Annotated in this window: 23 protein-coding genes; 7 read left to right on the forward strand and 16 right to left on the reverse strand. The window is 57.0% G+C overall.

Going from position 1 to position 22,210, the window contains the following annotated elements; genetic code table 11:
- Positions 1 to 61: 61 nt before the first annotated feature.
- The 10 genes from tmk to ACN0XM_RS11460 form a co-directional block, all read right to left on the reverse strand.
- Positions 62 to 703: a dTMP kinase gene (tmk, locus tag ACN0XM_RS11415; protein WP_417567049.1), complete on the reverse strand. Its 642-nt coding sequence runs from the start codon at positions 701 to 703 to the stop codon at positions 62 to 64.
- Positions 700 to 1,770 carry an endolytic transglycosylase MltG gene (gene mltG, locus ACN0XM_RS11420; RefSeq protein WP_417567050.1) on the reverse strand — a complete coding sequence of 357 codons (1,071 nt, stop codon included), beginning with the start codon at positions 1,768 to 1,770 and terminating at the stop codon, positions 700 to 702. The genes tmk and mltG overlap by 4 nt, the downstream gene beginning before the upstream one ends.
- A 5-nt stretch (positions 1,771 to 1,775) precedes the next feature.
- Positions 1,776 to 2,600 carry an aminodeoxychorismate lyase gene (pabC, locus tag ACN0XM_RS11425; protein ID WP_417567051.1) on the reverse strand — a complete coding sequence of 275 codons (825 nt, stop codon included), beginning with the start codon at positions 2,598 to 2,600 and terminating at the stop codon, positions 1,776 to 1,778.
- A gap of 2 nt (positions 2,601 to 2,602) precedes the next feature.
- Positions 2,603 to 3,850 (reverse strand): beta-ketoacyl-ACP synthase II, encoded by a 1,248-nt coding sequence (gene fabF / locus ACN0XM_RS11430; RefSeq protein WP_417567052.1) that lies wholly within the window; start codon positions 3,848 to 3,850, stop codon positions 2,603 to 2,605.
- 130 nt (positions 3,851 to 3,980) lie between these two features.
- Positions 3,981 to 4,214 (reverse strand): acyl carrier protein, encoded by a 234-nt coding sequence (gene acpP, locus ACN0XM_RS11435; RefSeq protein ID WP_012136033.1) that lies wholly within the window; start codon positions 4,212 to 4,214, stop codon positions 3,981 to 3,983.
- 134 nt (positions 4,215 to 4,348) lie between these two features.
- The gene (fabG, locus tag ACN0XM_RS11440) at positions 4,349 to 5,092 is read right to left on the reverse strand and encodes a 3-oxoacyl-ACP reductase FabG (RefSeq protein ID WP_417567053.1); all 744 of its coding nucleotides are present in this window, start codon (positions 5,090 to 5,092) and stop codon (positions 4,349 to 4,351) included.
- A gap of 18 nt (positions 5,093 to 5,110) precedes the next feature.
- Positions 5,111 to 6,049, reverse strand: a complete 939-nt coding sequence (fabD, locus tag ACN0XM_RS11445; protein ID WP_417567054.1) for an ACP S-malonyltransferase — start codon at positions 6,047 to 6,049, stop codon at positions 5,111 to 5,113.
- A gap of 112 nt (positions 6,050 to 6,161) precedes the next feature.
- Positions 6,162 to 7,163 (reverse strand): phosphate acyltransferase PlsX, encoded by a 1,002-nt coding sequence (plsX, locus tag ACN0XM_RS11450; RefSeq protein WP_417567094.1) that lies wholly within the window; start codon positions 7,161 to 7,163, stop codon positions 6,162 to 6,164.
- Positions 7,164 to 7,206: 43 nt separating this feature from the next.
- Positions 7,207 to 7,386 carry a 50S ribosomal protein L32 gene (rpmF, locus tag ACN0XM_RS11455; protein ID WP_070966024.1) on the reverse strand — a complete coding sequence of 60 codons (180 nt, stop codon included), beginning with the start codon at positions 7,384 to 7,386 and terminating at the stop codon, positions 7,207 to 7,209.
- Positions 7,387 to 7,486: 100 nt separating this feature from the next.
- The gene (locus tag ACN0XM_RS11460) at positions 7,487 to 8,041 is read right to left on the reverse strand and encodes a YceD family protein (protein ID WP_417567055.1); all 555 of its coding nucleotides are present in this window, start codon (positions 8,039 to 8,041) and stop codon (positions 7,487 to 7,489) included.
- A gap of 138 nt (positions 8,042 to 8,179) precedes the next feature.
- Here ACN0XM_RS11460 and ACN0XM_RS11465 point away from each other — a divergent pair, with 138 nt between their 5' ends.
- Positions 8,180 to 8,797, forward strand: coding sequence for a Maf family protein (locus tag ACN0XM_RS11465; protein ID WP_417567056.1), 618 nt, complete (start codon positions 8,180 to 8,182; stop codon positions 8,795 to 8,797).
- Here ACN0XM_RS11465 and ACN0XM_RS11470 read toward each other — a convergent pair.
- The 3 genes from ACN0XM_RS11470 to rluC are packed head-to-tail and all read right to left on the reverse strand — an operon-like array spanning position 8,794 to position 11,591.
- On the reverse strand, positions 8,794 to 9,837 hold the full coding sequence (locus tag ACN0XM_RS11470) for a S49 family peptidase (protein ID WP_417567057.1): 1,044 nt from the start codon (positions 9,835 to 9,837) through the stop codon (positions 8,794 to 8,796). The genes ACN0XM_RS11465 and ACN0XM_RS11470 overlap by 4 nt on opposite strands.
- Before the next feature lie 48 nt (positions 9,838 to 9,885).
- Positions 9,886 to 10,533 carry an HAD family hydrolase gene (locus ACN0XM_RS11475; protein WP_417567058.1) on the reverse strand — a complete coding sequence of 216 codons (648 nt, stop codon included), beginning with the start codon at positions 10,531 to 10,533 and terminating at the stop codon, positions 9,886 to 9,888.
- On the reverse strand, positions 10,530 to 11,591 hold the full coding sequence (rluC, locus tag ACN0XM_RS11480; protein WP_417567059.1) for a 23S rRNA pseudouridine(955/2504/2580) synthase RluC: 1,062 nt from the start codon (positions 11,589 to 11,591) through the stop codon (positions 10,530 to 10,532). The genes ACN0XM_RS11475 and rluC overlap by 4 nt, the downstream gene beginning before the upstream one ends.
- Before the next feature lie 595 nt (positions 11,592 to 12,186).
- On the opposite strand from rluC, the gene rne reads away from it, so the two are divergent.
- Both rne and ACN0XM_RS11490 read left to right on the forward strand, forming a co-directional pair.
- Complete coding sequence (rne, locus tag ACN0XM_RS11485; RefSeq protein ID WP_417567060.1) at positions 12,187 to 15,330, forward strand: ribonuclease E; 3,144 nt, start codon at positions 12,187 to 12,189, stop codon at positions 15,328 to 15,330.
- Entirely contained in the window at positions 15,330 to 15,872 is a 543-nt protein-coding gene (locus ACN0XM_RS11490) for a YecA family protein (protein ID WP_417567061.1), read from the forward strand. Before rne ends, ACN0XM_RS11490 begins: the two co-directional genes overlap by 1 nt.
- Here ACN0XM_RS11490 and ACN0XM_RS11495 read toward each other — a convergent pair.
- A complete protein-coding gene (locus ACN0XM_RS11495) occupies positions 15,869 to 16,747 on the reverse strand; it encodes a PHP domain-containing protein (protein ID WP_417567062.1) in 879 nt (292 codons plus the stop codon). The two genes, ACN0XM_RS11490 and ACN0XM_RS11495, sit on opposite strands and share 4 nt — an antisense overlap.
- A 131-nt stretch (positions 16,748 to 16,878) precedes the next feature.
- Here ACN0XM_RS11495 and ACN0XM_RS11500 point away from each other — a divergent pair, with 131 nt between their 5' ends.
- From ACN0XM_RS11500 to ACN0XM_RS11510, 3 genes are all read left to right on the forward strand, one after another.
- On the forward strand, positions 16,879 to 17,178 hold the full coding sequence (locus ACN0XM_RS11500; RefSeq protein ID WP_417567063.1) for a YciI family protein: 300 nt from the start codon (positions 16,879 to 16,881) through the stop codon (positions 17,176 to 17,178).
- A 124-nt stretch (positions 17,179 to 17,302) separates the two neighbouring features.
- Positions 17,303 to 17,974, forward strand: coding sequence for a TIGR04211 family SH3 domain-containing protein (locus tag ACN0XM_RS11505; protein WP_417567064.1), 672 nt, complete (start codon positions 17,303 to 17,305; stop codon positions 17,972 to 17,974).
- Positions 17,975 to 17,978: 4 nt separating this feature from the next.
- Positions 17,979 to 18,269 carry a PilZ domain-containing protein gene (locus tag ACN0XM_RS11510; protein WP_417567065.1) on the forward strand — a complete coding sequence of 97 codons (291 nt, stop codon included), beginning with the start codon at positions 17,979 to 17,981 and terminating at the stop codon, positions 18,267 to 18,269.
- Positions 18,270 to 18,324: 55 nt separating this feature from the next.
- Here the strand turns inward: ACN0XM_RS11510 and rraA are convergent, their stop codons facing one another.
- Both rraA and ppsA read right to left on the reverse strand, forming a co-directional pair.
- A complete protein-coding gene (gene rraA, locus ACN0XM_RS11515; protein WP_417567066.1) occupies positions 18,325 to 18,804 on the reverse strand; it encodes a ribonuclease E activity regulator RraA in 480 nt (159 codons plus the stop codon).
- Positions 18,805 to 18,836: 32 nt separating this feature from the next.
- Positions 18,837 to 21,209, reverse strand: coding sequence for a phosphoenolpyruvate synthase (ppsA, locus tag ACN0XM_RS11520; protein WP_417567067.1), 2,373 nt, complete (start codon positions 21,207 to 21,209; stop codon positions 18,837 to 18,839).
- A gap of 171 nt (positions 21,210 to 21,380) precedes the next feature.
- Here ppsA and ACN0XM_RS11525 point away from each other — a divergent pair, with 171 nt between their 5' ends.
- Positions 21,381 to 22,196 (forward strand): pyruvate, water dikinase regulatory protein, encoded by an 816-nt coding sequence (locus tag ACN0XM_RS11525; RefSeq protein ID WP_417567068.1) that lies wholly within the window; start codon positions 21,381 to 21,383, stop codon positions 22,194 to 22,196.
- The last annotated feature ends 14 nt before the right edge of the window (positions 22,197 to 22,210 follow it).

A 22,210-nucleotide genomic window follows, 5' to 3' on the forward strand; every position in this document is an offset into this window, starting at 1 on the left:
AGCAGATCGTTACAAGAAGTGCACGAATGGCGGGGAGAGCTTCCGTCAATCCCGGCACATCTCAGAGCGAGCCGGATGCCCTGAACAGCCCCGTTAACACTTTGGAAACGCTCTCAGACACCTCCTCCAACGGAAGTGCCGCATTAATCACATGATATCTGGATGGCTGTGCAACAGCTCTCTCCAGATAGGCTTCCCGGATTCTCTGGAAGAATTCCAAGTCTTCCTGTTCAAAACGGTCCAGCTCTCCTCGCTTTCGAGCCCTGGCCATTCCGGTTTCAACGGGGGCGTCCAGAAGCACAACATGATCAGGGCGTATCTCACCCTGCACCAGGGTTTCCAGAAGGGCGATCCGTTCAACCGGTACCCCTCTGCCACCACCTTGGTAGGCAAATGTCGCGTCTGTAAAGCGGTCACACAGGACCCATTGGCCCTGAGCCAGAGCCGGCAGTATGCGATTGTGAAGATGCTGAGCGCGCGCTGCGAACATCAGGAGAAGTTCCGTGGTTTCGTTAACCGGTTCATCCCTGGGCGACAGCAACAACTCTCGAATGGCCTCTGCCATGGGCGTCCCACCAGGTTCCCGAGTCACGATAAAGTCTACACCCAGGCACTTCAGCGTTGTTGCGGCATTGGCGAGCTGTGTCGACTTACCAACCCCTTCGGTGCCTTCAAATGTGATGAACTTTCCCCGACCGCTCATCCCGCCCCCCCATCATTACCAGATGAGCCGTCTTCCGGCGCCGGCGAAGACCGGTAATCCTGGCGACGGTTGAGCTGAAACGCCCGCACCGCCTTCTGGTGTTCGGTGAGTGTACGGGAAAATTTGTGGGAGCCATCGCCACGAGCGACAAAATACAGTGCATCGCCGTCATCCGGGTGCAGCGCTGCATGAATCGAGTCTCGTCCCGGCAAGGCAATCGGCGTGGGAGGGAGACCATCAATACGGTAGGTGTTATAAGGCGTATGGGTACGCAGGTCTTTCCGCCCGATCCGGCCCTTGTAGCTGTCGCCCATGCCGTAAATGACGGTGGGATCGGTCTGGAGCCGCATTCCCTTTTGCAAACGGCGAACAAACACACCCGCAACCTGGTCCCGCTCGCCGGGTGCGCCGGTTTCCCGCTCCACAATGGAAGCCATGATCAGGGCTTCATAGGGGTTATCGTAGGGTAAACCCTCCTCGCGGGCCTCCCATTCCTCCGCCAGAACGGTTTCCATCTTGCTGAAGGCCCTCTTCAGAACATCCAGATCCGTCTCATTACCTGTAAAGGCATAGGTGTCTGGGAAGAACCGGCCCTCAGGATGTTCTCCTTCCGCTCCGACGGCAGACATGATCTGCTCGTCAGTCCAATCGCCTGTTACCTGCTGCAACCGCTCAGCGCGCGCTAGCGCTTCACGCATCTCCCGAAACGTCCAGCCCTCAATGAACTGCACATACCAATGCTTGATGTCCCCGGACACCATGAGGCTCACCATGGCTTTCGGGCTCATGCCATCGAGAAACTCATAGTCGCCGGCCTTGATATGGGCCTGATCCGGGAAGAGGCGGCCGTAGAGCCTTAACCACAAGCTTTGCCCGACCAGCCCCTGCGACTCCAGTCTTTGAGCCACGGCGGTGAATGAGGCCCCCTGGGGAACGTTAAAAAGCACCGGCTCTTCTAGCGCCACGGGTTCTTCAAGACCCTGAAGGCCCTGCCAGACCCACAGCCCGGTTCCAGCCGAGATCAGCATGGCAAGACAAATACACGCAAGCAATAACTTCTTGAGCAAACGATTTATTCCAGTGTTTCGAGAGGATTGAAGATTGTCGCAAGTCCGCTATCGACAGGCAAATCATGGCCGGCAATAGTGCGAACCGGAACAATACCGAGAACGCTGTTCAGGAGGAACAGGCCCTGACATTCCGGGCCCAGCACGTCTTCGACCGTTATCGGCTTCTCAGCCACCGCCTCCCCTCTTTGCCTCAGGCGCTCCAACAGCCACTGGCGAAGAACTCCGGCAACGGCCAGACTGGCAGCCGGCGGCGTCACCCAGACATTTTTCTTTCGAAGCAGAAGGTTGGTCCGGGTACCCTCCACGAGGTTGCCGTCGCTGTCAGACATGATAACTTCGAATAAGGACTGACCAAGCTCGGCGGCAGCCATCACCTGCTCAAGCCGGTTCAGAGATTTGATGCCGGCAAGCAAAGGATTGACCGTCACAGGCACTCTTGAGAAATCAACCACAACTCCAGAGGCATCAGGTGCGGGAGGCCGTGGCGACGCCGACACAAGCAGGTTAGGCACCATTCCTGGCTCCGGACGGTAACCACGTCCGCCCCCACCACGGGTTAGGGTAAGCTTGAGAATCCAGCCATCATCCGTGAATCGTTCAGAGAACCTTTGGCCCGCCTGGGTACAGACGGACGCTAGCTCACCGCGCGAAACGTTAATGCCAAGTCTTCTGGCATCCCTCACCATGCGCTCAAGGTGTCGGGAAAGAAGAACACCTTTGTGCCCGACCATGCGGATGGTTTCGAACAGACCGTCGCCATAGGCCAGTCCACGATCATCCGCCGGCAGTCCCCCCTCTTCTGCCCAAAACAGGCGAAAAACGGCCATGGTCAGTCTTCGAAGCGACGGAAAATCAGGGTTCCGTTAGTACCACCGAATCCGAAGGAGTTGGACAAAGCCACCCGCACGTCCGCCTTACGGCTGTGGTGGGAAACGAAATCCAGATCGCAGCCGTCATCGGGATTGTCGAGATTGATGGTCGGGGGTAACACCCCATCGCGGATCGCCAACACCGAAAAGATCGCCTCGACCGCCCCTGCGGCACCAAGCAGGTGCCCGGTCATGGATTTCGTGCTGCTCATGGCAAGTTTGTCGGCATGGCCTTCGAATACCCGTCGGACAGCAGCCACTTCCGCCACATCCCCGACCAGGGTTGAAGTGCCGTGGGCATTGATATAATCGATTTCATCCGCCTTCAGGCCGGCATCCCGGATCGCATTCACCATAGAGCGGGCCGCACCTTCGCCAGTCTCCGGCGGTGCGGTAATGTGGTGGGCGTCGTCACTCATGCCAAAGCCGACAACCTCACCATAAATTGTGGCGCCTCGTTGCTTCGCGTGTTCGAGCTCTTCCAGAACGACGACACCCGCACCGTCACTCAGTACAAACCCGTCCCGATTTTTGTCCCAGGGCCGGCTTGCCCTGGTGGGTTCGTCGTTGCGGGTAGAAAGTGCCCGGGCGGCAGAGAATGCCGCCATTCCGGTGCGCGTTGTTGCCATTTCGGAGCCACCGGCCAGCATCACGTCGGCATCCCCGTAAGCAATGGTACGGGCCGCGTAGCCGATATTGTGGGTGCCAGTGGTACAAGCGGTAACGATAGCGATATTGGGACCACGGTAGCCGAAACGAATCGCCGCATTACCGGAAATCATGTTGATCACAGAGGCGGGCACGAAAAAAGGCGAGACTTTGCGAGGGCCGGATTTGTCCATGGTCAGAACGCTTTTCTCGATGTACTCGAGACCACCGATTCCGGATCCGATGGCGATCCCCACTCTTTCTCGATCAAGTTCCTCAAAGGCCTCAAGACCACTGTCATCTACCGCTTGCTGGGCGGCAATGAGGCCATAATGAATAAAGGCATCAAGCTTTCTGGCGTCTTTGACCGAGAAGTAAGGGTCCATATCCAATTCGCGGATAGCACCCCCGATCCGGGTGTTGTAACCAGACGCATCAAAACGGTCGATCATTCCGATCCCGCTGCGCCCTGCCCGGATACCTTCCCAGGATGACTCCACGTCATTTCCCAGAGGAGACAGCATGCCCACGCCTGTGATAACAACTCGCCGTTTAGTCATAACCCCTTGCACCTGATCTTGTCCGTATAAATCCAAACCCGAATTGAATCTGATTTACAGCCAATAAAAAAGCCGTCCCCTGATGTTTCACAAGGACGGCTTTTTGCCTGGCGTTCTTAAATGCAGAGTATCAGGTGTGGGCGACGATGTAGTCGATCGCGTCCTGAACACTCGCCAGCTTCTCAGCTTCCTCGTCCGGAATCTCGGTTTCAAATTCCTCTTCCAGGGCCATAACCAGCTCAACGGTGTCCAGTGAGTCAGCGCCAAGATCCTCTACAAAAGAAGATGAGTTCTGAACCTCGGACTCTTTTACGCCCAACTGCTCACAAACGATCTTCTTAACGCGCTCTTCAACTGTACTCATAATGTCCTCACTTTGTGTGTCAACCAAGCAACTCAAGTGCTGCCAGTTTAGTTTAAACCCTACCTGCAAACAAGCAGGGATTCTGTCAAACATGTTGTGCGACAAGGAGTTGCGCACAGGCTCCGGAACGAAGCTTATCCCATGTACATTCCGCCGTTTACGTTGATGGTTTCACCCGTCACGTATCCGGCGGCATCTGACGCCAGGAAGGCAACCACGGCTGCCACTTCTTCCGGCTCACCCAGACGACCCGCGGGTATGATTTCCAGCATAGCCTCGCGCTGCTTGTCGTCCAGTTTTTTCGTCATATCCGTGTCAATAAATCCCGGCGCCACGCAATTTGCGGTAATACCCCGGTTCGACATTTCCTTCGCCAGACTTCGGGTAAAACCCTCCACCCCGGCCTTGGCGGCGCAGTAGTTACCCTGCCCGGGATTCCCCATACCTGCAACCACTGAACTGATATTTACAATCCGACCCCATCTCGCTTTCGCCATTCCACGAAGCACCGCTTTGCTGGTGCGATAAACGCTGGACAGGTTGGTTTCCAGAACCGATGCCCAGTCCTCGTCTTTCAGGCGCATCAGCAGGTTATCGCGGGTAATGCCAGCATTGTTGACGAGAATCAGCGGCGCACCGGATCTTTCGGTCAGCTCCTTCAGTCCTGCCTCGATACTGGCGGGGTCCGCCACATTCATAACCATGCCGTAGCCCTTTAGCCCGGCCGACTGGAGATCGTTGGTGATGGATTCGGCACCGCTGGCACTGGTGGCGGTTCCTATGACTTCGGCGCCTTGCTCGGCTAGTGCACGGGCAATCGCCTGGCCAATTCCGCGGGTCGCACCGGTTACCAGTGCAATTTTACCTTCCAGAGACATGAATCACTCCCTTTCGTTTCAGGATTGGCCGAAGGCGTCGAGCGCCTTCGCCAGCGAGTCCGGATCTTCAATACTGTGAACCGCCAGAGTCCGGTCAATACGCTTTGCCAGTCCGGCCAGAACCTTACCGGTACCGCACTCGACCGTCACTTCCACACCGTTACTCACAAGGACACGAACGGAATCCGTCCACAGGACCGGCGAATAGAGCTGCTTCAGAAGATTGGCTTTCAGCTTAGCGGATTCCGTCTCGGCCGTGGCATTAACATTTTGGATAACCGGGATGACAGCATCATTAAAGCGCACATCCTCCAGTGCTTTCGCCAGCTCCTCCGACGCACCCTTCATGAGGGCACAATGGGACGGAACGCTGACCGGCAACGGCATCGCCTTGCGTGCGCCTTTTTCCTTACATGCCTCAATGGCCCGCTCGACGGCAGCGGCCGAACCGGCTATCACCACCTGCCCGGGCGCGTTGAAGTTCACCGCCGAGACCACGTCGCCCTCAGCGGCGCTTTCACAGGCAGCGACGACGTCATCATCCTCAAGACCGAGGATCGCCGCCATCTTGCCTTCCCCTGCCGGCACCGCATCCTGCATGAGCTCACCACGAAGGCGAACCAGCTTTACGGCCTCAATGAAGTCAAGGCTCTCCGAGGCGACCAGAGCACTGTACTCACCCAGACTGTGACCGGCGAGGTAATCCGGCTTGCTGCCGCCTGCCACAAGCCACTGGCGCCACAGGGCGACACTGGCCGTCAGCAGTGCAGGCTGGGTGATCGTGGTTTTGTTGAGCTCCTCCGCCGGCCCTTTCTGGCACAACTGCCAGAGATCATAGCCCAGGGCATTGGAAGCCTCAGCAAAGGTCCTGTTGATAATAGGCCAAGCTTCAGCAGCCGCCGAAAGCATGCCAACGGATTGTGACCCTTGTCCGGGGAAAATAAAGGCTGATTTCATAAGCGGGATCTTATCGTCATTAGGGGGTTACGGGAGATTAGCCAATAGTACAAGTTAAGCCGATTTTCCGCGAATGCGTGGTCGGATTTGGACAGACTTTAGTCTCAGGCGATCAAAGCATGAGATCGTCAAGGCGCTCATTGATGCGGCGGGGCACTTCCAGTTCAACTTCCCGGACCGCCTGACGAATGGCCGAAAGCATGGCCCGCTCGTTGGCGTTACCATGGCTCTTGATAACGACGCCCTGCAACCCGAGCAAACTTGCGCCATTGTGGCGGGAGGGATCCATCAACTGCAGTAGGCGGCCAATAATCGGCCTGGCCAGCAGACCCACCACCCTTCCGTAAAGGTTCCGGGTGAAAGCCTGCTCCATCAACTCAATCAGGAGGCCAGCAACGCCTTCCCCGGTTTTGAGGGCGATATTCCCGACAAACCCGTCACAGACCACCACATCCGCCACATCCCGGAACAGGTCGCTGCCCTCCACGTATCCGATGTAATTGATGGTGTCACACTGGGCCAGCATGTGAGAAGCCAGACGGACCTGCTCATTACCCTTGATTTCTTCTTCCCCGACATTCAGCAAGGCCACCCGGGGCTCCGCCTGCTGGCAGATAGCCGAGGCCATCAGGGAGCCCATCAAGGCGTACTGGTAAAGGTTTTCCGCAGTTGAATCGACATTGGCACCGAGATCGAGGACGTGACAGCGCCCGCGGAGAGAGGGAATCAGTTTGGCGATGGCCGGCCGCTCAATGCCCGGATACATGCGAATTATGGAACGGCCAAACGCCATCAGGGCTCCGGTGTTCCCGGCACTGACACAGCCCTGGGCCTCACCGTCACGAACCAGGCCAAGGGCAATGGCCATGGATGAGTTCTTCTTGTGCCGAAGGGCATGGGAAGGGCGCTCATTCATGCGTACCACATCTGCCGCCTCCACAATACGGATTCTGGCATGCCCCTCACGCAACAAAGCCTCAAGCTCGCTCCGGATTCCCACCAGAACGATGCTCAAGGCTTCGTTTTCGCGCACCGCTCGTAACGACGCAGCAACCACTACAGTGGCTCCTCGGTCGCCACCCATGGCGTCAATCGCGATGGTGACCGGCTTCACCGCCCTGCCATCCGATTCTGTGCGATTCATAGCGACGACGGGATTACTCGTCGCGCGCTTCGATTACCTGCTTGCCACGGTAGAAACCGTCTGGAGACACGTGGTGGCGAAGATGAACTTCGCCAGTGGTCGCGTCGGTGCTCAGAGCAGCAGTACTCAGAGCGTCGTGTGAACGGCGCATGCCACGCTTGGAACGGGTTTTACGGTTTTTCTGTACAGCCATGATTATGCTCCTGACCTGTTAACGTAAACTTTAAATTACCTTGAAAGTAACGTGTGTTCGTTTGATGCGCGCCGACCTCCCGAAGGAAACCCGCGCCCGGCTAATGCTTTGTCTTCTTGAGATCCGCCAGTACGCTGAACGGGTTCTCGCCTGGCTTTCTCACCGGCTTTGCCGCAGAGCCGTCGGGCTCGTAAGCCTCCAGATCTTCCCGAGCCGGACATTCATTCCGATCGTGAAGCGGGAACGCTGGCAGAACAAGCAATAGCTCGTCTTCTGCCATTGACCAAAGATCTGCGCTGAAATCATCGGTCAGGTAAGGCTCAAGCTCATTTGGCAGCTGTTTCGCCTGTTCATCGCTCGTTACCAACCCCAGCTCGAACCGGGAAACCAGCGTCACTCCCATGGAGCCCATACAACGCTGGCACTCCAGCTCTACCGGAGCCTCCAGTTCACCTGAGACAACGCGACGACGTTCACTGTCCATATAAAAGGACAACGTCACCCGACACGCAGCATTCTCCGAAAACCCCAGAACAGCTTCTCGGAAACGGCTAAGCCCGCTGAGGGGAATGATTCCCTCCAGAGTGCTGTTTTGTTCCGCCAACCGGTAAGGATCGACAGATTTTGGTAACTCGGCGTTTGACGCTTTTGACATAGGCGCGCAATTTTAGGGGCGCAGCCCTCTACTGTCAAAGACTTCATTGCTTTTTGGACAGGGGTTCCCGTGCAGATAGGGGTAATTTACGATAAACGGACGCCAGTTCTTCCTCCCGACCCTCCAAGGACAATACACATGATGCCAAAACCCCTGCTGCTAGCCTCGTCGTCCCCCTACCGCAGGGTGCTGCTGGAACGACTCGGCCTACCCTTCAGTTGCGCCAGCCCCGATATCGATGAAGCGCCCATTCAGGGCGAAACCGGGGAGGCGCTGGCAACTCGCCTGGCGGAGACCAAGGCCAGAGCCCTTACAGAGCACTTTCCCGGCCACTGGATTATCGGATCGGACCAGGTGGCCTGTCTGCCGGATGGCTCCGTACTTAGCAAGCCCGGCAATCACAAACAGGCAACGAACCAGCTACGCCAGAGCAGTGGCCACCGAGTCCTTTTCCTGACGGGCCTCGCACTGCTGGACGCGGACTCAGGAAAACTGGAACGTCACTGCGAGCCTTTCACAGTTCACTTCCGACACCTGGCCGACGAAGAAATCGAAGCCTATTTGCGACGGGAACAACCCTACGACTGCGCCGGTAGCTTCAAGATGGAGGGCCTGGGCATCACCCTGTTCGAAGCATTGGAAGGCCGAGACCCGAACAGCCTCATCGGGCTACCCCTGATCGCCCTGAACGAAATGCTGCGCCGCTGGGGCCGGAATCCCCTGCTGGAAAATCAGCCGGATGTAGCCCCTCATTAACGAAGCTCCAGACGGGACTCCACCAGCTGGCTGGCGAAGCCCGCGCCGAAGGCAACGCCCAACTGGTCAATGATGTCCTGGAAGGGCGATTTGTGGCGACTGTAGTCCACAAGCTTTTCCTGACCGACAACCTGCCTGGCAACATGGGAAGCACTACCCAGACCATCCACCAGGCCAAGCTCTAACGCCTGGTCGCCACTCCAGACCAGACCACTGAATAGACGCTCGTCATCGGCCAGTCGCGCCCCTCTTCCCCTCTTTACCGCCTCAATGAACTGCTGGTGAGTATTTTCCAGCACGCTCTGCCAGAAAACCACTTCTTCTTCCTGCTCTGGAGAAAAAGGATCAAGGAAGGCTTTATTCTCGCCCGCCGTGTACAGGCGCCTATCAACGCCAATCTTTTCCATCACCCCGGTAAAGCCGAACCCACCGGCGACAACACCAATGGAACCGACAAGGCTGGCGCGATTCGCGTAAATCTCATCGGCAGCCGCGGCGATATAATAAGCCCCGGAAGCGCCGATGTCGGAGATCACCGCATACACTTTCTTTTCCGGGTATTCGCCGCGCAGGCGCTTTATTTCATCGTATACGTACCCCGCTTGAACCGGGCTTCCGCCGGGGCTATTAATCCGAAGAATCACCGCCACCGAGTTTGGCTCCTCAAAAGCGGAACGAAGCGAGCCAACAATGTTGTCAGCGCTCGCCAGTTCATCTGCCGCTATCGGGCCGTTGATCTCTACCAGGGCGGTATGCCTACCCGAAACACTTTCCAGTGTGTCCCCAAACGGAACCTTCAGCATGAAAAGCAAAGCAATCAGATAACCGAAGGTAAGAAACTTGAAAAAAATCCCCCACCGGCGGCTTCGACGCTGCTCGGCCTGGAGCGACATCACCAACTTCTCAATCAACCTCCAATCCCGACCGGACTCCGGCGGCAGTTTTGGCGATTTGCGGCCAAATAACGGCTTACCTTCCTTTTCAGGCTCTGCCGGCTCATCTCCCCACTCAGGGGGCTTATCGGAATCCCAGTCGCTCATTTGCTCATCCTGTCAGCAACATCCATTAAATTGGCCAATCTGGCTTGCTCAGAGCCCCAGCACCCGGCGCAGGTCGGGAACGGTATCAACTATGGCATGGGGCGAATAGTCACCCAGAACATCGCGCTTGTGTACGCCCCACTCGACACCAACGGAAGGCATTCCGATACGCTGAGCCATTTCAAGGTCATAGCGGGTGTCGCCGATCATTACCGCCTCGGCCGGCTCAATTCCGTAGAAATTCAGTATCTGCTCGAGCATTGCCGGATCTGGCTTTGACCGGGTTTCGTCCGCACATCGAGTTATCTCGAAGTGACCGCCAAGACCACTGGAAACCAGGGCCGAATCCAACCCCCTACGGCTCTTTCCCGTCGCCACGGAACACCGGCGACCAGAACGGCGAAGGTCAGCAACCACATCCGCCATTCCCGCAAACACATCCTGGGGCGTAGTGGTCTTGCTGAAGAAGTAACCTGCATAGCCCTCCCGAATGCTATTCATCTCGTCGCGACTAATGCCCGGATAAAGTTTCTCCAGCGCTTCGACCATACCAAGACCAATTATATCCCGGTAGGCCTCACGCTCCAGAGCCGGGTAACCCAGTTCGGTTGCCGCCTGATAAAGGCTGTCCGCGATGTGCTCGACAGAATCCACCAGCGTTCCGTCCCAGTCGAAAATAACCACACTGACCTTCATTGACCTGTCCCTTTAAGGCGTGCCTCAAGCTTTATAAGCACATCGTTGAATGCATCGTCGTAGGGCGCCTCAAGGCGCATAGCCTCTCCCGACACCGGCAAGGTAAATTCGAGAGCCCTGGCATGAAGCATAAGCCGCTGCCCGCCAATCGCCCTGAACGCTTTAAGGCTGACATCATCCATATACTTGTCGTCGCCTGCAATCGGATGACCCGCCCACGCACTGTGAACCCTGATTTGGTGGGTTCGCCCCGTTATCGGTGAGGCCTCCACCAGGCTGTAGCCCTGGTATCGCCTGAGACAACGGAAGGTAGTCAACGAAGCCTTCCCCGTTTCGTCAACCCTGACCCGACGCTCACCATTGGGCATCTCATAACGCAAAAGGGGGGCGTCAACCCGGTCAACACCGGCCTGCCAGTCACCGACCACCAACGCGTGGTAGTGCTTTCTGATCCGTTTCTGGCGAAGTTCGTCCTGCAGATAACGCAGCGCAGACCGCTTCTTGGCCACCATGACCAGTCCGGAGGTGTCGCGATCCAGCCGGTGCACAAGTTCCAGGAACTTTGCCGTCGGCCGGGCCGAACGCAAGACTTCAATCAAACCGAAACTGAGGCCGCTGCCGCCATGAACGGCAATCCCGGAGGGCTTGTTGACCACCAACATCTGTTCATTCTCGAAAATGACCGCAGCCTCGATGACCCCCTGCACCCGGGAGCCGGGTGCGACCTGATCCGGCTTTTCCTTGCGAGTCACAGGCGGAATCCTCACCTGATCACCGGCTTTCAGCCGGGTGTCTGGCTTTACTCGACCCTTATTAACCCGAACCTCGCCCTTTCTGACTACCCGGTAGATGATACTTTTCGGCAGGCCCCGAAGCTGAGCCAGAAGAAAATTATCCACCCTTTGGCCTTCATTATCCTCATCCACAGTGACCCACTGCACACCCTGGCGAACCTCTCCGCGGGGAACCGCCTTTTCGCCACCCTCTGTCCTGGGTGATGGTGCCGCCCTGTCGGGCCGGGCTTTGGCTGGCTTCTTGTTCGCGAGCTTGCGGGACATGAACTTCCTATCATAGCGACATGAATGCAGGATTGAACGGCAACCTGAATACTGTTATATTCCGGCGTGCTCTGTCGTTTGTCTACGGCCTGACCAACTCAAGTCAGAAGCCGGAGCGGCAGAAGTATACCGACACTATTCGAGAGTTTGAACGCCGTGCACCCAATCACTACCGGGAACGGCGAAGTAAATGCTCCCGGAGTACCAGGCCAGATCTTCGAAAGACTGAAACCTGTCCTCGGGAGAAGTAAAAACCGCGCAGAAAACCGCGGGCGACATCGCGAAGAATCATTGCCACGCAGGGCCGGGCCGTCCAGCTTACGAATACGACGTGAGACCCAGGCACCTGAGTGAACTTGAAAACGGATAACATGCGTCAACAGACACGAACCTTACACGACCTCTCCCTGCCTTCAGGCAGCCGGATCGTCGGCGTTGGTCTCAGACCGAAAGGATCACACCCCAGAAGGGTCTGATTCGTCTGGCCGCCGGTCCGCCCTTGATGTAACAGGGCCCACGGCACGCACATCCTGCTTCGCTGATGCGATCCCCTCTGGTTTTCTGTCAAACTAAACGACAGGAACTCTTTCTTTCCATGAAAAGAATGCTTATCAATGCAACTCACCCTGAGGAGTTGCGCGTAGCTCTGGTTGACGGCCAGCGTCTGTTCGATCTCGATATCGAATCCAGCTCCCGCGAGCAGAAAAAGGCTAACGTATACAAGGGTCGCATTACCCGCGTTGAGCCCAGCCTCGAAGCAGCCTTCGTTGATTTCGGAGCTGATCGCCACGGATTTCTGCCCCTGAAGGAAATCTCCAAGGAGTACTTCAAAAAATCTCCGGGTCAGATTGAAGGCAAGGTCAACATCAAGGATGTGGTCTCCGAGGGTCAGGAAGTAATCGTCCAGGTTGACAAGGAAGAACGCGGTAACAAGGGCGCGGCCCTGACGACCTTTATTTCCCTGGCCGGACGCTACCTGGTGCTCATGCCCAATAATCCCCGTGCCGGCGGCATTTCCCGCCGCATTGAGGGTGACGAGCGGGCCCAGCTCAAGGACGCCATGAACGATGTCCAGGTGCCGAAATCCATGGGCATCATTGTGCGCACCGCCGGCATTGGACGAACCACCGAAGAACTCCAGTGGGATCTGGATTACCTGGTTCAGTTCTGGGAAGCCATTTCCCAGGCCGCTGGCGAACGCAAGGCGCCATTCCTGATTCACCAGGAAAGCAACGTTATTATCCGTGCCGTACGTGACTACCTCCGCCAGGATATTGGCGAGGTTCTGATCGACTCTGACAGCGTATATGAGGACGTACTGAACTTCGTCCGCGCAGTAATGCCAACGTTCGAGAACAAGATCAAGCTGTACAAGGATGAAATTCCGCTGTTCAGCCGTTATCAGATCGAAGGCCAGATCGAGACTGCATTCCAACGGGAAGTGAAGCTGCCTTCCGGCGGCTCAATTGTTATCGATCCGACGGAAGCACTGGTATCCATCGACATCAACTCCTCCCGTGCCACCAAAGGCCACGACATTGAGGAAACTGCCCTTCAAACCAACCTGGAAGCGGCCGAAGAAATCGCCCGCCAGCTACGCCTGCGTGATATGGGCGGCCTGATTGTCATCGATTTCATCGATATGACCCCGGCCAAGCACCAGCGGGAAGTCGAACAAAAGATGCGTGAAGCCCTGGAAATTGACCGGGCTCGGGTTCAGGTTGGCAAGATCTCGCGATTTGGTCTGCTTGAGATGTCCCGTCAGCGTCTGCGCCCCTCCCTCGGGGAGACGCGCAGTGAGGTTTGCCCTCGCTGCGAAGGCCAGGGCACCATCCGGGGCATTGAATCCCTTGCCCTGAGCATCATGCGCCTGATCTATGAAGAATCCTCGAAAGACAAGACCGGCGAAGTGCGGGCCATTGTGCCTGTGTCTGTTGCCACCTTCCTCTTGAACGAAAAGCGCAAGCAGTTGGCCGATATTGAAGCTCTGCAGGAAGTCAGCATCGTCGTAGTTCCTGTGCCTCACATGGAAACACCGCACTTCGAAATCGTTCGGATGCGCGACGATGAAACAACGCCTGAGCATATTTCCAGTCACCAGGTGGCGCAGGAATACAGCGAGCGCGAGGAGGAAATCTTCGAAGCTCCGGCTGCAGAAAAACCGGTTCGTGAACAGGCAGCGGTAAGGGCGATTCGCCCCAGCGCACCCGTACCTACGCCGGCACCAAAGGCAGCTGAAGCCGCCGAGCAGGATGAAGGCCTTTTCCGCCGCCTCGGACGCAAGATTGCCTGCTTATTCAGTGGAGAAGAAGAACAGCAAACCGAGACCAGCGAAAAAAGCAGGACTCAGCGCGAAGATCACCGCAATCAGGGCCGCCAGGATCGTCGCAAATCCCGCGTTGCCCGTGGTGACGACCAGCGCTCCGGTAGCAACCGCAGCGGCAACGAACGTCGTCAGAGCGGTCCCCAAAGTCGTGGCGAGGATAACCGTGGGCGCAATCGCAATCGCAGCGATGATCAGAACCGCGGAAACCAGAATCGCCAGAGCCCGGAGAACAAGGACACTGACAACAAAGCCGACACCAAGGGCACTGACAACCGCCGGGATAGCCGCCGGGACAATCAGGGCCGCGGGCGCAACAAACCACAGCGGGACCAGAAGGATAACCGGGACCAGAAGGACAGCAGCCCACAGGAAAGCGCCGCCAAACCAGCCGGAGGCGAAAAACCCGCATCCGACGAAAAGCGCCGCAAGCCCCGCCGTCAGCGCAGTCGCGACGGTTCTCCGGCAGAAAATCCGGCCTCCACGCCGGCAGACCGCAAGGCTGCCCGCAGCGAAAAACACCAGAAGGATACCCAACCGGAAGTCAGCTCTGAAGGCGACAAGCCTGAGGTAAAACCCGAGCAACCACGGGATAACCGTGAAAAGGCTGCGACAAAACCTGAAAGCAAGGCAGCCGCGCCAATTCAGAAGGACGAGCCGAAGCAAGATCAAAAGCAGGGTCCGGCGGACCAGCCCGCTGTTTCCGAAGCGCCTTCTGACAGCAAGGTCCCAGAGCAGCCAAAAGAAGCAGCGAAGGCCGTTGACCAGCCAACCGGGAAGTCCGGCGGCGCTGCCGAGGCCGAGACGAACGTCGAGACACCTGAAAAGACAGACGACAAGAGCGGCAAGCCTTCAGCTGCGGACCAAAAGGCCTCCGTTGCCGATGAAGAGCCATCAGCGCGTAGAGAGCCATCAGCGGCCAATAAAAAGCCCTCTGCTCCGGAGAGAAAACCGGCAGCTGAAAGCGCTGACCAGGCCCCGAAAGTCGAGTCAGAAAAGAAGGCCGAAGCTGAAACAAAGCAGCCTGCTAAATCTGCAAGGAGCTCAGAAGCATCGGCCGCCAAAGAAGCGCCTGCGGCTAAAAGGGCACCTTCGACCAAAGAGGCAACGGCTGCCAAAGAAACGCCAGCCGCAGAGCAAGCCCCGGCTCCTGGTGAACAGCAGCAAGCGCCTGAAGAGCCGGCGCCACAACCTGCCGCTCCGAAGGCAACCCCGGAAGATCAGTCCGAACTGAAGTCGGCTCCGGTCACCGACGAGCAGCCTGGGGCTGAATCCGCGAAGAAGGACGAAACTCCTGACACGACAGCAACCAAGGCTCCTGTCACGCCAGGACGTGCCTACAACGATCCAAGAGAAGTCCGTAAGCGCCAGAAGGCAGCGGAAGAGGCCAAAAAGGCCGGGAGTGACACTAACTGATGTTATCGAACTCTGACATTGAAGCGCTGGAAGACATCCTTTTTGCCGAACCCTGGGGCGATGATGCCCTGGATTTCTTCGGCTTCCACGGAGTAGTCTGCGCCAGCGTCGTCGGCCCGGTTGAATTGAGCGCGGAAGACATCTTCCGCCTCGCCACGGGTATCGACGAGGCACCCGATGGCGGGATCCCTGAGGTATTCATGCGCTGTGCCAAGCAGCTGGCCGGAGATATGGTCAAGGCCCTGGATATGGGTCAGGCTCTGGAATTACCGGAACCAGAAGATGGCGATCCCATGAACGCACTGGAGAACTGGTGTGCCGGGTTCGTGGACACCTTCCTTGAACACGAGGAAAAGTGGCTGGACGCTGCGAGCGAAGAGGAAACCGCCGATCTGATGGTTCCCATGTTGACGCTGTCAGGGCTGTTTGATGACGAGGATTTTCAGAACGTTCGCAACAGCGACATGCTGTCCCGGCAAATGGCCGATGCCATTCCAGATTCGCTGACCGATCTGTATCTCCTGTTCCACGCGCCGGATTAAACCGGCGCAGGGTTCAGAATTGGTTGTCTGAAAGAATGCCAGACCGGCTCAAGCCCGTCTGGCATTTTTGTAATGCGGCCTAGCTCACACCAGGGCGCTCCAGGAAAGTGAAAATCACTGCCCTGAGACGCCAGTAATCCTTCCCGTCGGCACAGCTCCGCAAGAAATCCCAGGTCTCCGCTGGACTGCCCCGACGTGGAAACCTCAATCGCCCGCCCTTCGGCCCTCCGGAAATCGGCCGTCAAATCCCGGAGCTTGGTAGCCGTTAACTGGTATTTCCGTGGATGGGCGAGAACGGCAATTCCGCCTGCCTCGTTAATCCAGCGAACCACTTCCGGCAGTTCCGGCCAGTAAGCTTTTACGTCACCGGCCTTGCCGTTACCCAGGTAACGCTTGAACGCCTGCGCGGCGTTACGCACTAAACCTTCGCTGGTCAGGACCTCGGCAAAATGGGGGCGGCCCGGAACGTCGCCGCCTGCAGCAGCTGTTGCCTGCTCAAGCAGATCATCAATACCAAGCTTGCCCAGGCGTTCGGCAATCATCCTTGCCCGGGCCCAGCGATTCTCGTTCTGCTGCCCCAGAGCGGCACGAAATCCGGCGTCGTCCGGGTCGAAGTCCAGCCCAACAATATGAATGTTTCGACTTTTCCAGATACAGGACAGTTCCACCCCTGGAATCAGGGTAACACCGTGCTTCGCTGCCGCGTGGCAGGCTTCGGCGAACCCGCCAATGGTGTCATGATCCGTCAATGCAAGGTGAGTGACACCACGCTCAGCCGCACGTTCAAGCAGCGCTGACGGTGAAAGCGCACCATCTGATGCGGTACTGTGGCAATGCAGATCAATGCACAAAACCGGGTCTTGCGGTATAGTCACGAAACATCCTGAATCAGCGGGTAACGGGCGATATGCCATGGCCGGACAGTGTACCAGCCATCCTTGGCGCTACACGACTGCTGATTATTTATCAGCCAGAAACGTTTAAGAACTTCAATCCGGAGAGCTGAATGTACTACGCCATTATCAGTGAAGATGTCGAAAGCAGCCTGTCCCTGCGCCAATCTGCGCGACCCGCGCATATTGAGCGCCTGCAAGCACTTAAGGCGGAAGGCAGGTTGCTTGTTGCAGGCCCGCACCCTGCTCTGGACACACCGGAGCCGGGTGACGCCGGCTTTACCGGCAGCCTGGTAATTGCAGAGTTCGACTCCCTGGAGGCAGCCCAGTCATGGGCCGATACCGACCCCTACATTGAGGCCGGCGTATACGAGAAGGTTATTGTGAAGCCGTTCAAGGCCGTTTTGCCGTGACCACTTTCGTTGGAGCATGAGTTTATTGTAATGATGGCTCGCTTGCACAGCCGGGCATCTGTGACAGAATTGCGCTTTTAATCATGCACAGACTTCATCCAGAGAATTTCAGGGAACGTAACCAGTGACGCTTTTTCGTCTCGCGATCAGTATGTTGTTTGTAGTGTCGTCAATTGCCGTTGCCCAGGCGAAAACGGTCTGGGTGGACGATCAGTTGTACCTTCCGGTGAGGTCTGGCGCAGGAACCCAGTACCGTATTATCGAGAATGCTGTGCCTAGTGGAACGCCCTTGGAAGTGCTTGATGCCTCCGATTCGGCGTATACCAAGGTCCGCACCCCAAAAGGTACAGAGGGCTGGGTCTCCAGCCAATATCTGAGCGAAACACCCATCGCCGCCGACCGTCTCAGGACCGTCAACCAACAACTCGAGAACACTCGAGCGGAGCTCGCCCAAGCAAAAGAGCAGCTCACCCAGGTTACCAACGAGCGGGACGCTCTCGAAAACTCAGAATCGACGCTCTCCAATCGCTCCCAGGAACTCCAGGAAGAGCTTCAGCGTATCAAGAGCATCGCCTCCGACTCGATCAACCTGGCTCGCCGGAACCGCGAACTCCTTGAGGAAAACCAGAAGATCCGCAACGACCTTGAGGTCCTTACCGCGGAAAATGAACGTCTCGAAGCCAGCAAGGAGTATGACTTCATGCTACTCGGCGCCGGCCTGGTCCTCGGCGGCGTGATGCTGGCACTGATTATTCCGATGCTCAAACCAACAAGAAAAACTGACAACTGGGCCTGATGCCATGAAGGATTACTCGGAAAAGCGCGACTTTCACCGTATGCAGGTGAACTCGGAAATCGAAATTACCGACAGCCACGGCAACAGGTTCACCGGCGTCTGCCGCGACCTGAGCGCGGCCGGCATGCAACTCTATGTCGGTCGAGAGGTAACCGTTGGCGAGGAGCTGCAAACCGTCCTCCATCCCACAAGCGATCAGTTTCCTCCACTGGAGACGGTATGCGAAGTCGTTCGGTGCGAGCCGGACGGTGACGGCTTCCTGCTCGGAACGAACATAAGTGAAGTGACTCGCTGAATGCAAAACGGCGGCCATTGGCCGCCGTTTCTCTTGTTGCGAGATCGCTTCTAGCTCAGACCAGAGGCTTCTCCGAAACAATAATGCCGTTATTATCGGCATAGACGTAATGACCGGGGTGAAAGGTTACGCCGTGGAAGGTAACCGGCACATTCAGGTCCCCAAGGCCACGTTTTTCACTTTTCCGGGGATGAGTTCCCAGGGCCTGAACGCCCAGCGCGGTGTTACCTATCTCGTCTACGTCCCGAACGCAGCCGTAGATAATCAGGCCGGCCCAGCCGTTGCTGGCTGCTTTCTCCGCCAGCATGTCACCCAGCAGTGCATGGCGCTTTGAGGCACCACCGTCCACCACCATGACCCGACCATTGCCGGGCTGGCCAACCTGCTCCTTCACCACGGAATTGTCTTCAAAGCATTTTACGGTAACTATCTCACCGCCAAAGGCCTTGTTGCCGCCGTAGTTGTTAAAGCCGGGCTCTACAACCTGCACTTCCGGAAATTCATCGCACAGGTCCGGGGTAATAATCTGCGTCACTTTGTCGCTCTCCTCTATCCTGGAAAATGAACTCAGTCGATCTTTTCGTCGGCCAGGAAGAACCAGGTATCCAGCACCGAATCCGGATTCAGGGAAACGGAATCGATACCCTGATCCATCAGCCACTTGGCCAGATCCGGGTGATCAGAAGGACCCTGCCCGCAAATACCGATGTATTTATCGGCCTTCTTGCAGGCCTGAATGGCACTGGCCAGCAGTGCCTTGACTGCGTCGTTACGTTCATCAAACAGGTGGGCAATGATGCCGGAGTCCCGGTCCAGCCCCAGGGTAAGCTGGGTCAGATCGTTGGAGCCGATGGAGAAGCCATCAAAATGCTCCAGGAACTGATCGGCCAGAATCGCATTGGCCGGCAACTCACACATCATGATGACACGAAGGCCGTTCTCACCCCGCTTCAGACCATTCTCCGCCAGCAGGCTAACCACTTGTTCTGCTTCACCAACGGTGCGGACGAACGGTACCATCACCTCAACATTGGTCAGGCCCATCTCGTTGCGGACCTTTTTCAGGGCGCGGCATTCCAGCTCAAAGCAATCGCGGAAGGTTTCGGAGATGTAGCGGGATGCGCCCCGGAAACCCAGCATCGGATTTTCCTCGTCCGGCTCATACAGGGTGCCTCCAATCAGGTTGGCGTACTCGTTGGACTTGAAGTCCGACAGCCGCACAATGACTTTTTTCGGCGCGAACGCGGCGGCCAGGGTTGAAATGCCTTCCACCAGCTTGTCGACGTAAAAATCGACCGGTGACGAATAGCCCGAAATGCGCTTTTCCACGGTCTGCTTGATGTCCCGGGGCAACCCGTCAAAATTCAGCAGGGCCTTGGGGTGCACGCCAATCATCCGGTTAATGATGAACTCCAGGCGAGCCAGGCCAACGCCTTCGTTGGGCAGCGCCTGGAAATCAAAGGCTCGGTCCGGGTTGCCGACGTTCATCATGATCTTGAACGGGATATTGGGCATGGAATCGACGGTATTTTCCCTCAGCTCGAAGTCCAGGGAGCCTTCGTAAATCAGTCCCGTGTCGCCCTCGGCACAGGAAACCGTCACTTCCTGGCCATCGTTTAAGATCTCAGTTGCATCACCGCAACCGACCACCGCCGGGATACCCAGCTCACGGGCAATAATGGCGGCGTGACAGGTACGTCCGCCCCTATCCGTCACAATGGCGGAAGCCCGCTTCATAACCGGCTCCCAGTCCGGATCGGTCATGTCAGTCACCAGCACGTCACCGGCCTGCACACGGTCCATTTCCTTGATGCTGGTAATGATCTTCACCGGGCCGCTGCCGATCTTATGGCCGATACTGCGACCTTCGACCAGCACGTTGCCGGTTTCGTTCAACAGGTACCGTTCCATCACGTTGGCGGAGGTGCGGCTCTTGACGGTTTCAGGGCGGGCCTGAACGATGTAGATCTTGCCGTCGTCACCATCCTTCGCCCACTCGATATCCATGGGTCGCTGGTAGTGTTTCTCGATAATCACCGCCTGTCGGGCCAGGTCTTCCACCTCGGCATCGGTAATGCAGAAGCGATTGCGCTCGCCCGGCTCCACCTTCACTGTTTCCACAAGCTGACCCTCGCCGGGGCTGGTGTGGTAAATCATCTTGATGGCTTTGCTGCCCAGATTGCGGCGCAATACCGCCGGGCGGCCGGCCTCCAGTGTCGGCTTGTGAACATAGAATTCATCGGGGTTCACGGCCCCCTGTACGATGGTTTCACCGAGGCCGTAAGAGGCCGTCACAAACACCACATCCCGGAACCCGGATTCGGTGTCCAGTGTAAACATAACGCCACTGGCGGCGGTCTCACTGCGCACCATTTTCTGGATGCCCGCTGAGAGGGCGACCAGCTTATGATCGAAGCCATGGTGAACACGGTAAGAAATGGCCCGGTCGTTGAACAGAGAAGCAAACACTTCCTTAACTGAGGTGCGCACCTGCTGCAGCCCAACCACGTTCAGGAAGGTCTCCTGCTGGCCGGCGAACGAAGCGTCGGGCAGATCTTCTGCGGTCGCTGACGAACGCACAGCAACGGCCATATTTTCGTTGCCGTCCTGCAAGGCCGCGAACGCCTCTTTCAATGCGTTTTCCAGAACATCCGGGAACGGGGTATCAATAATCCACTGGCGAATCTTCGCACCTACCCGGGCCAGCTCGTTGACGTCGTTGATGTCCAGGGCATCCAGAACATTGTCGATCCGATCTTTCAGGCCGTCTTTGGCAAGAAATTCGCGATAGGCATGCGCGGTCGTGGCAAAGCCACCGGGAACGGTGACACCGGCGTTGGCGAGATTACTGATCATTTCGCCGAGAGAGGCGTTCTTCCCGCCCACCCGGTCGACATCCGACATTCCCAGGTGATCAAACCAGATAATGTAATCTTCCAAAGCACGTCTCCCTTGAGTCTGTGAAGCAAAGAGCAAAACCGGGTCAGCGGTATCAGGCAGTAAAAGCAGGCAATATCCACTGCGGGGTCTCGAACTTGGCGTGTATGATACTGTAACCTGCGGAAATTACCTAGGGAACCACCCGCTGAATACGGAACCGGACGATACACCATGAGACGCACTGCTTTTTTCATTTCCGACGGCACCGGCCTGACCGCCGAAGCATTGGGGCACAGTCTTCTGGCCCAGTTTGAGAAGATCGAGTTTGAACGGGTGACCGTCCCCTACATTGCTGACGAAGAAAAAGCCCGGGAAATGGTCACTCGCATCAACAAGGCAGCCGAGACAGACGGTGCCCGCCCACTGGTCTTTGACACCATCGTGAACAGCGACATTCGGGATATCATCTCCACAGCCGAAGGTTTCATGGTGGATATTTTCGGAACCTTTCTCAATCCCCTGGAGCAGGAACTTCAGTCCTCCTCCTCCTACACCGTCGGGAAATCCCATTCCATCAATAACGAGGGCAGTTACGAGCGACGGATCAAGGCGGTCAATTTTGCGCTGGATAACGACGACGGTGCCAGGACAAGACATTACGATGAAGCGGACCTGATTCTGGTCGGAGCCTCTCGAAGCGGAAAAACCCCGACCTGCCTGTATCTGGCGCTGCAATACGGGGTCAAGGCGGCAAACTACCCGATTACCGAAGAAGATCTGGAGGATCAGCAGATCCCGCCCGCCCTGAAACCCCACAAGGAGAAAATCTTCGGCCTGACCATCGATCCCGAGCGCCTCGCCACCATACGCAATGAGCGCCGCCCCAACTCGCGCTACTCGTCGATCAAGCAGTGCATGCACGAGATTGAGGAAATCGAGCTGATGTACCGGCGGGAACGCATCCCCTATCTGAATACCACGGCGTATTCAGTGGAAGAGATTTCGACGCGGATCATGGTGAGCACAGGGCTGAAGCGGAATCGCTGAAGGGACTGGAACGA

Source organism: Marinobacter sp., assembly GCF_048269445.1.
Classification (GTDB): domain Bacteria; phylum Pseudomonadota; class Gammaproteobacteria; order Pseudomonadales; family Oleiphilaceae; genus Marinobacter.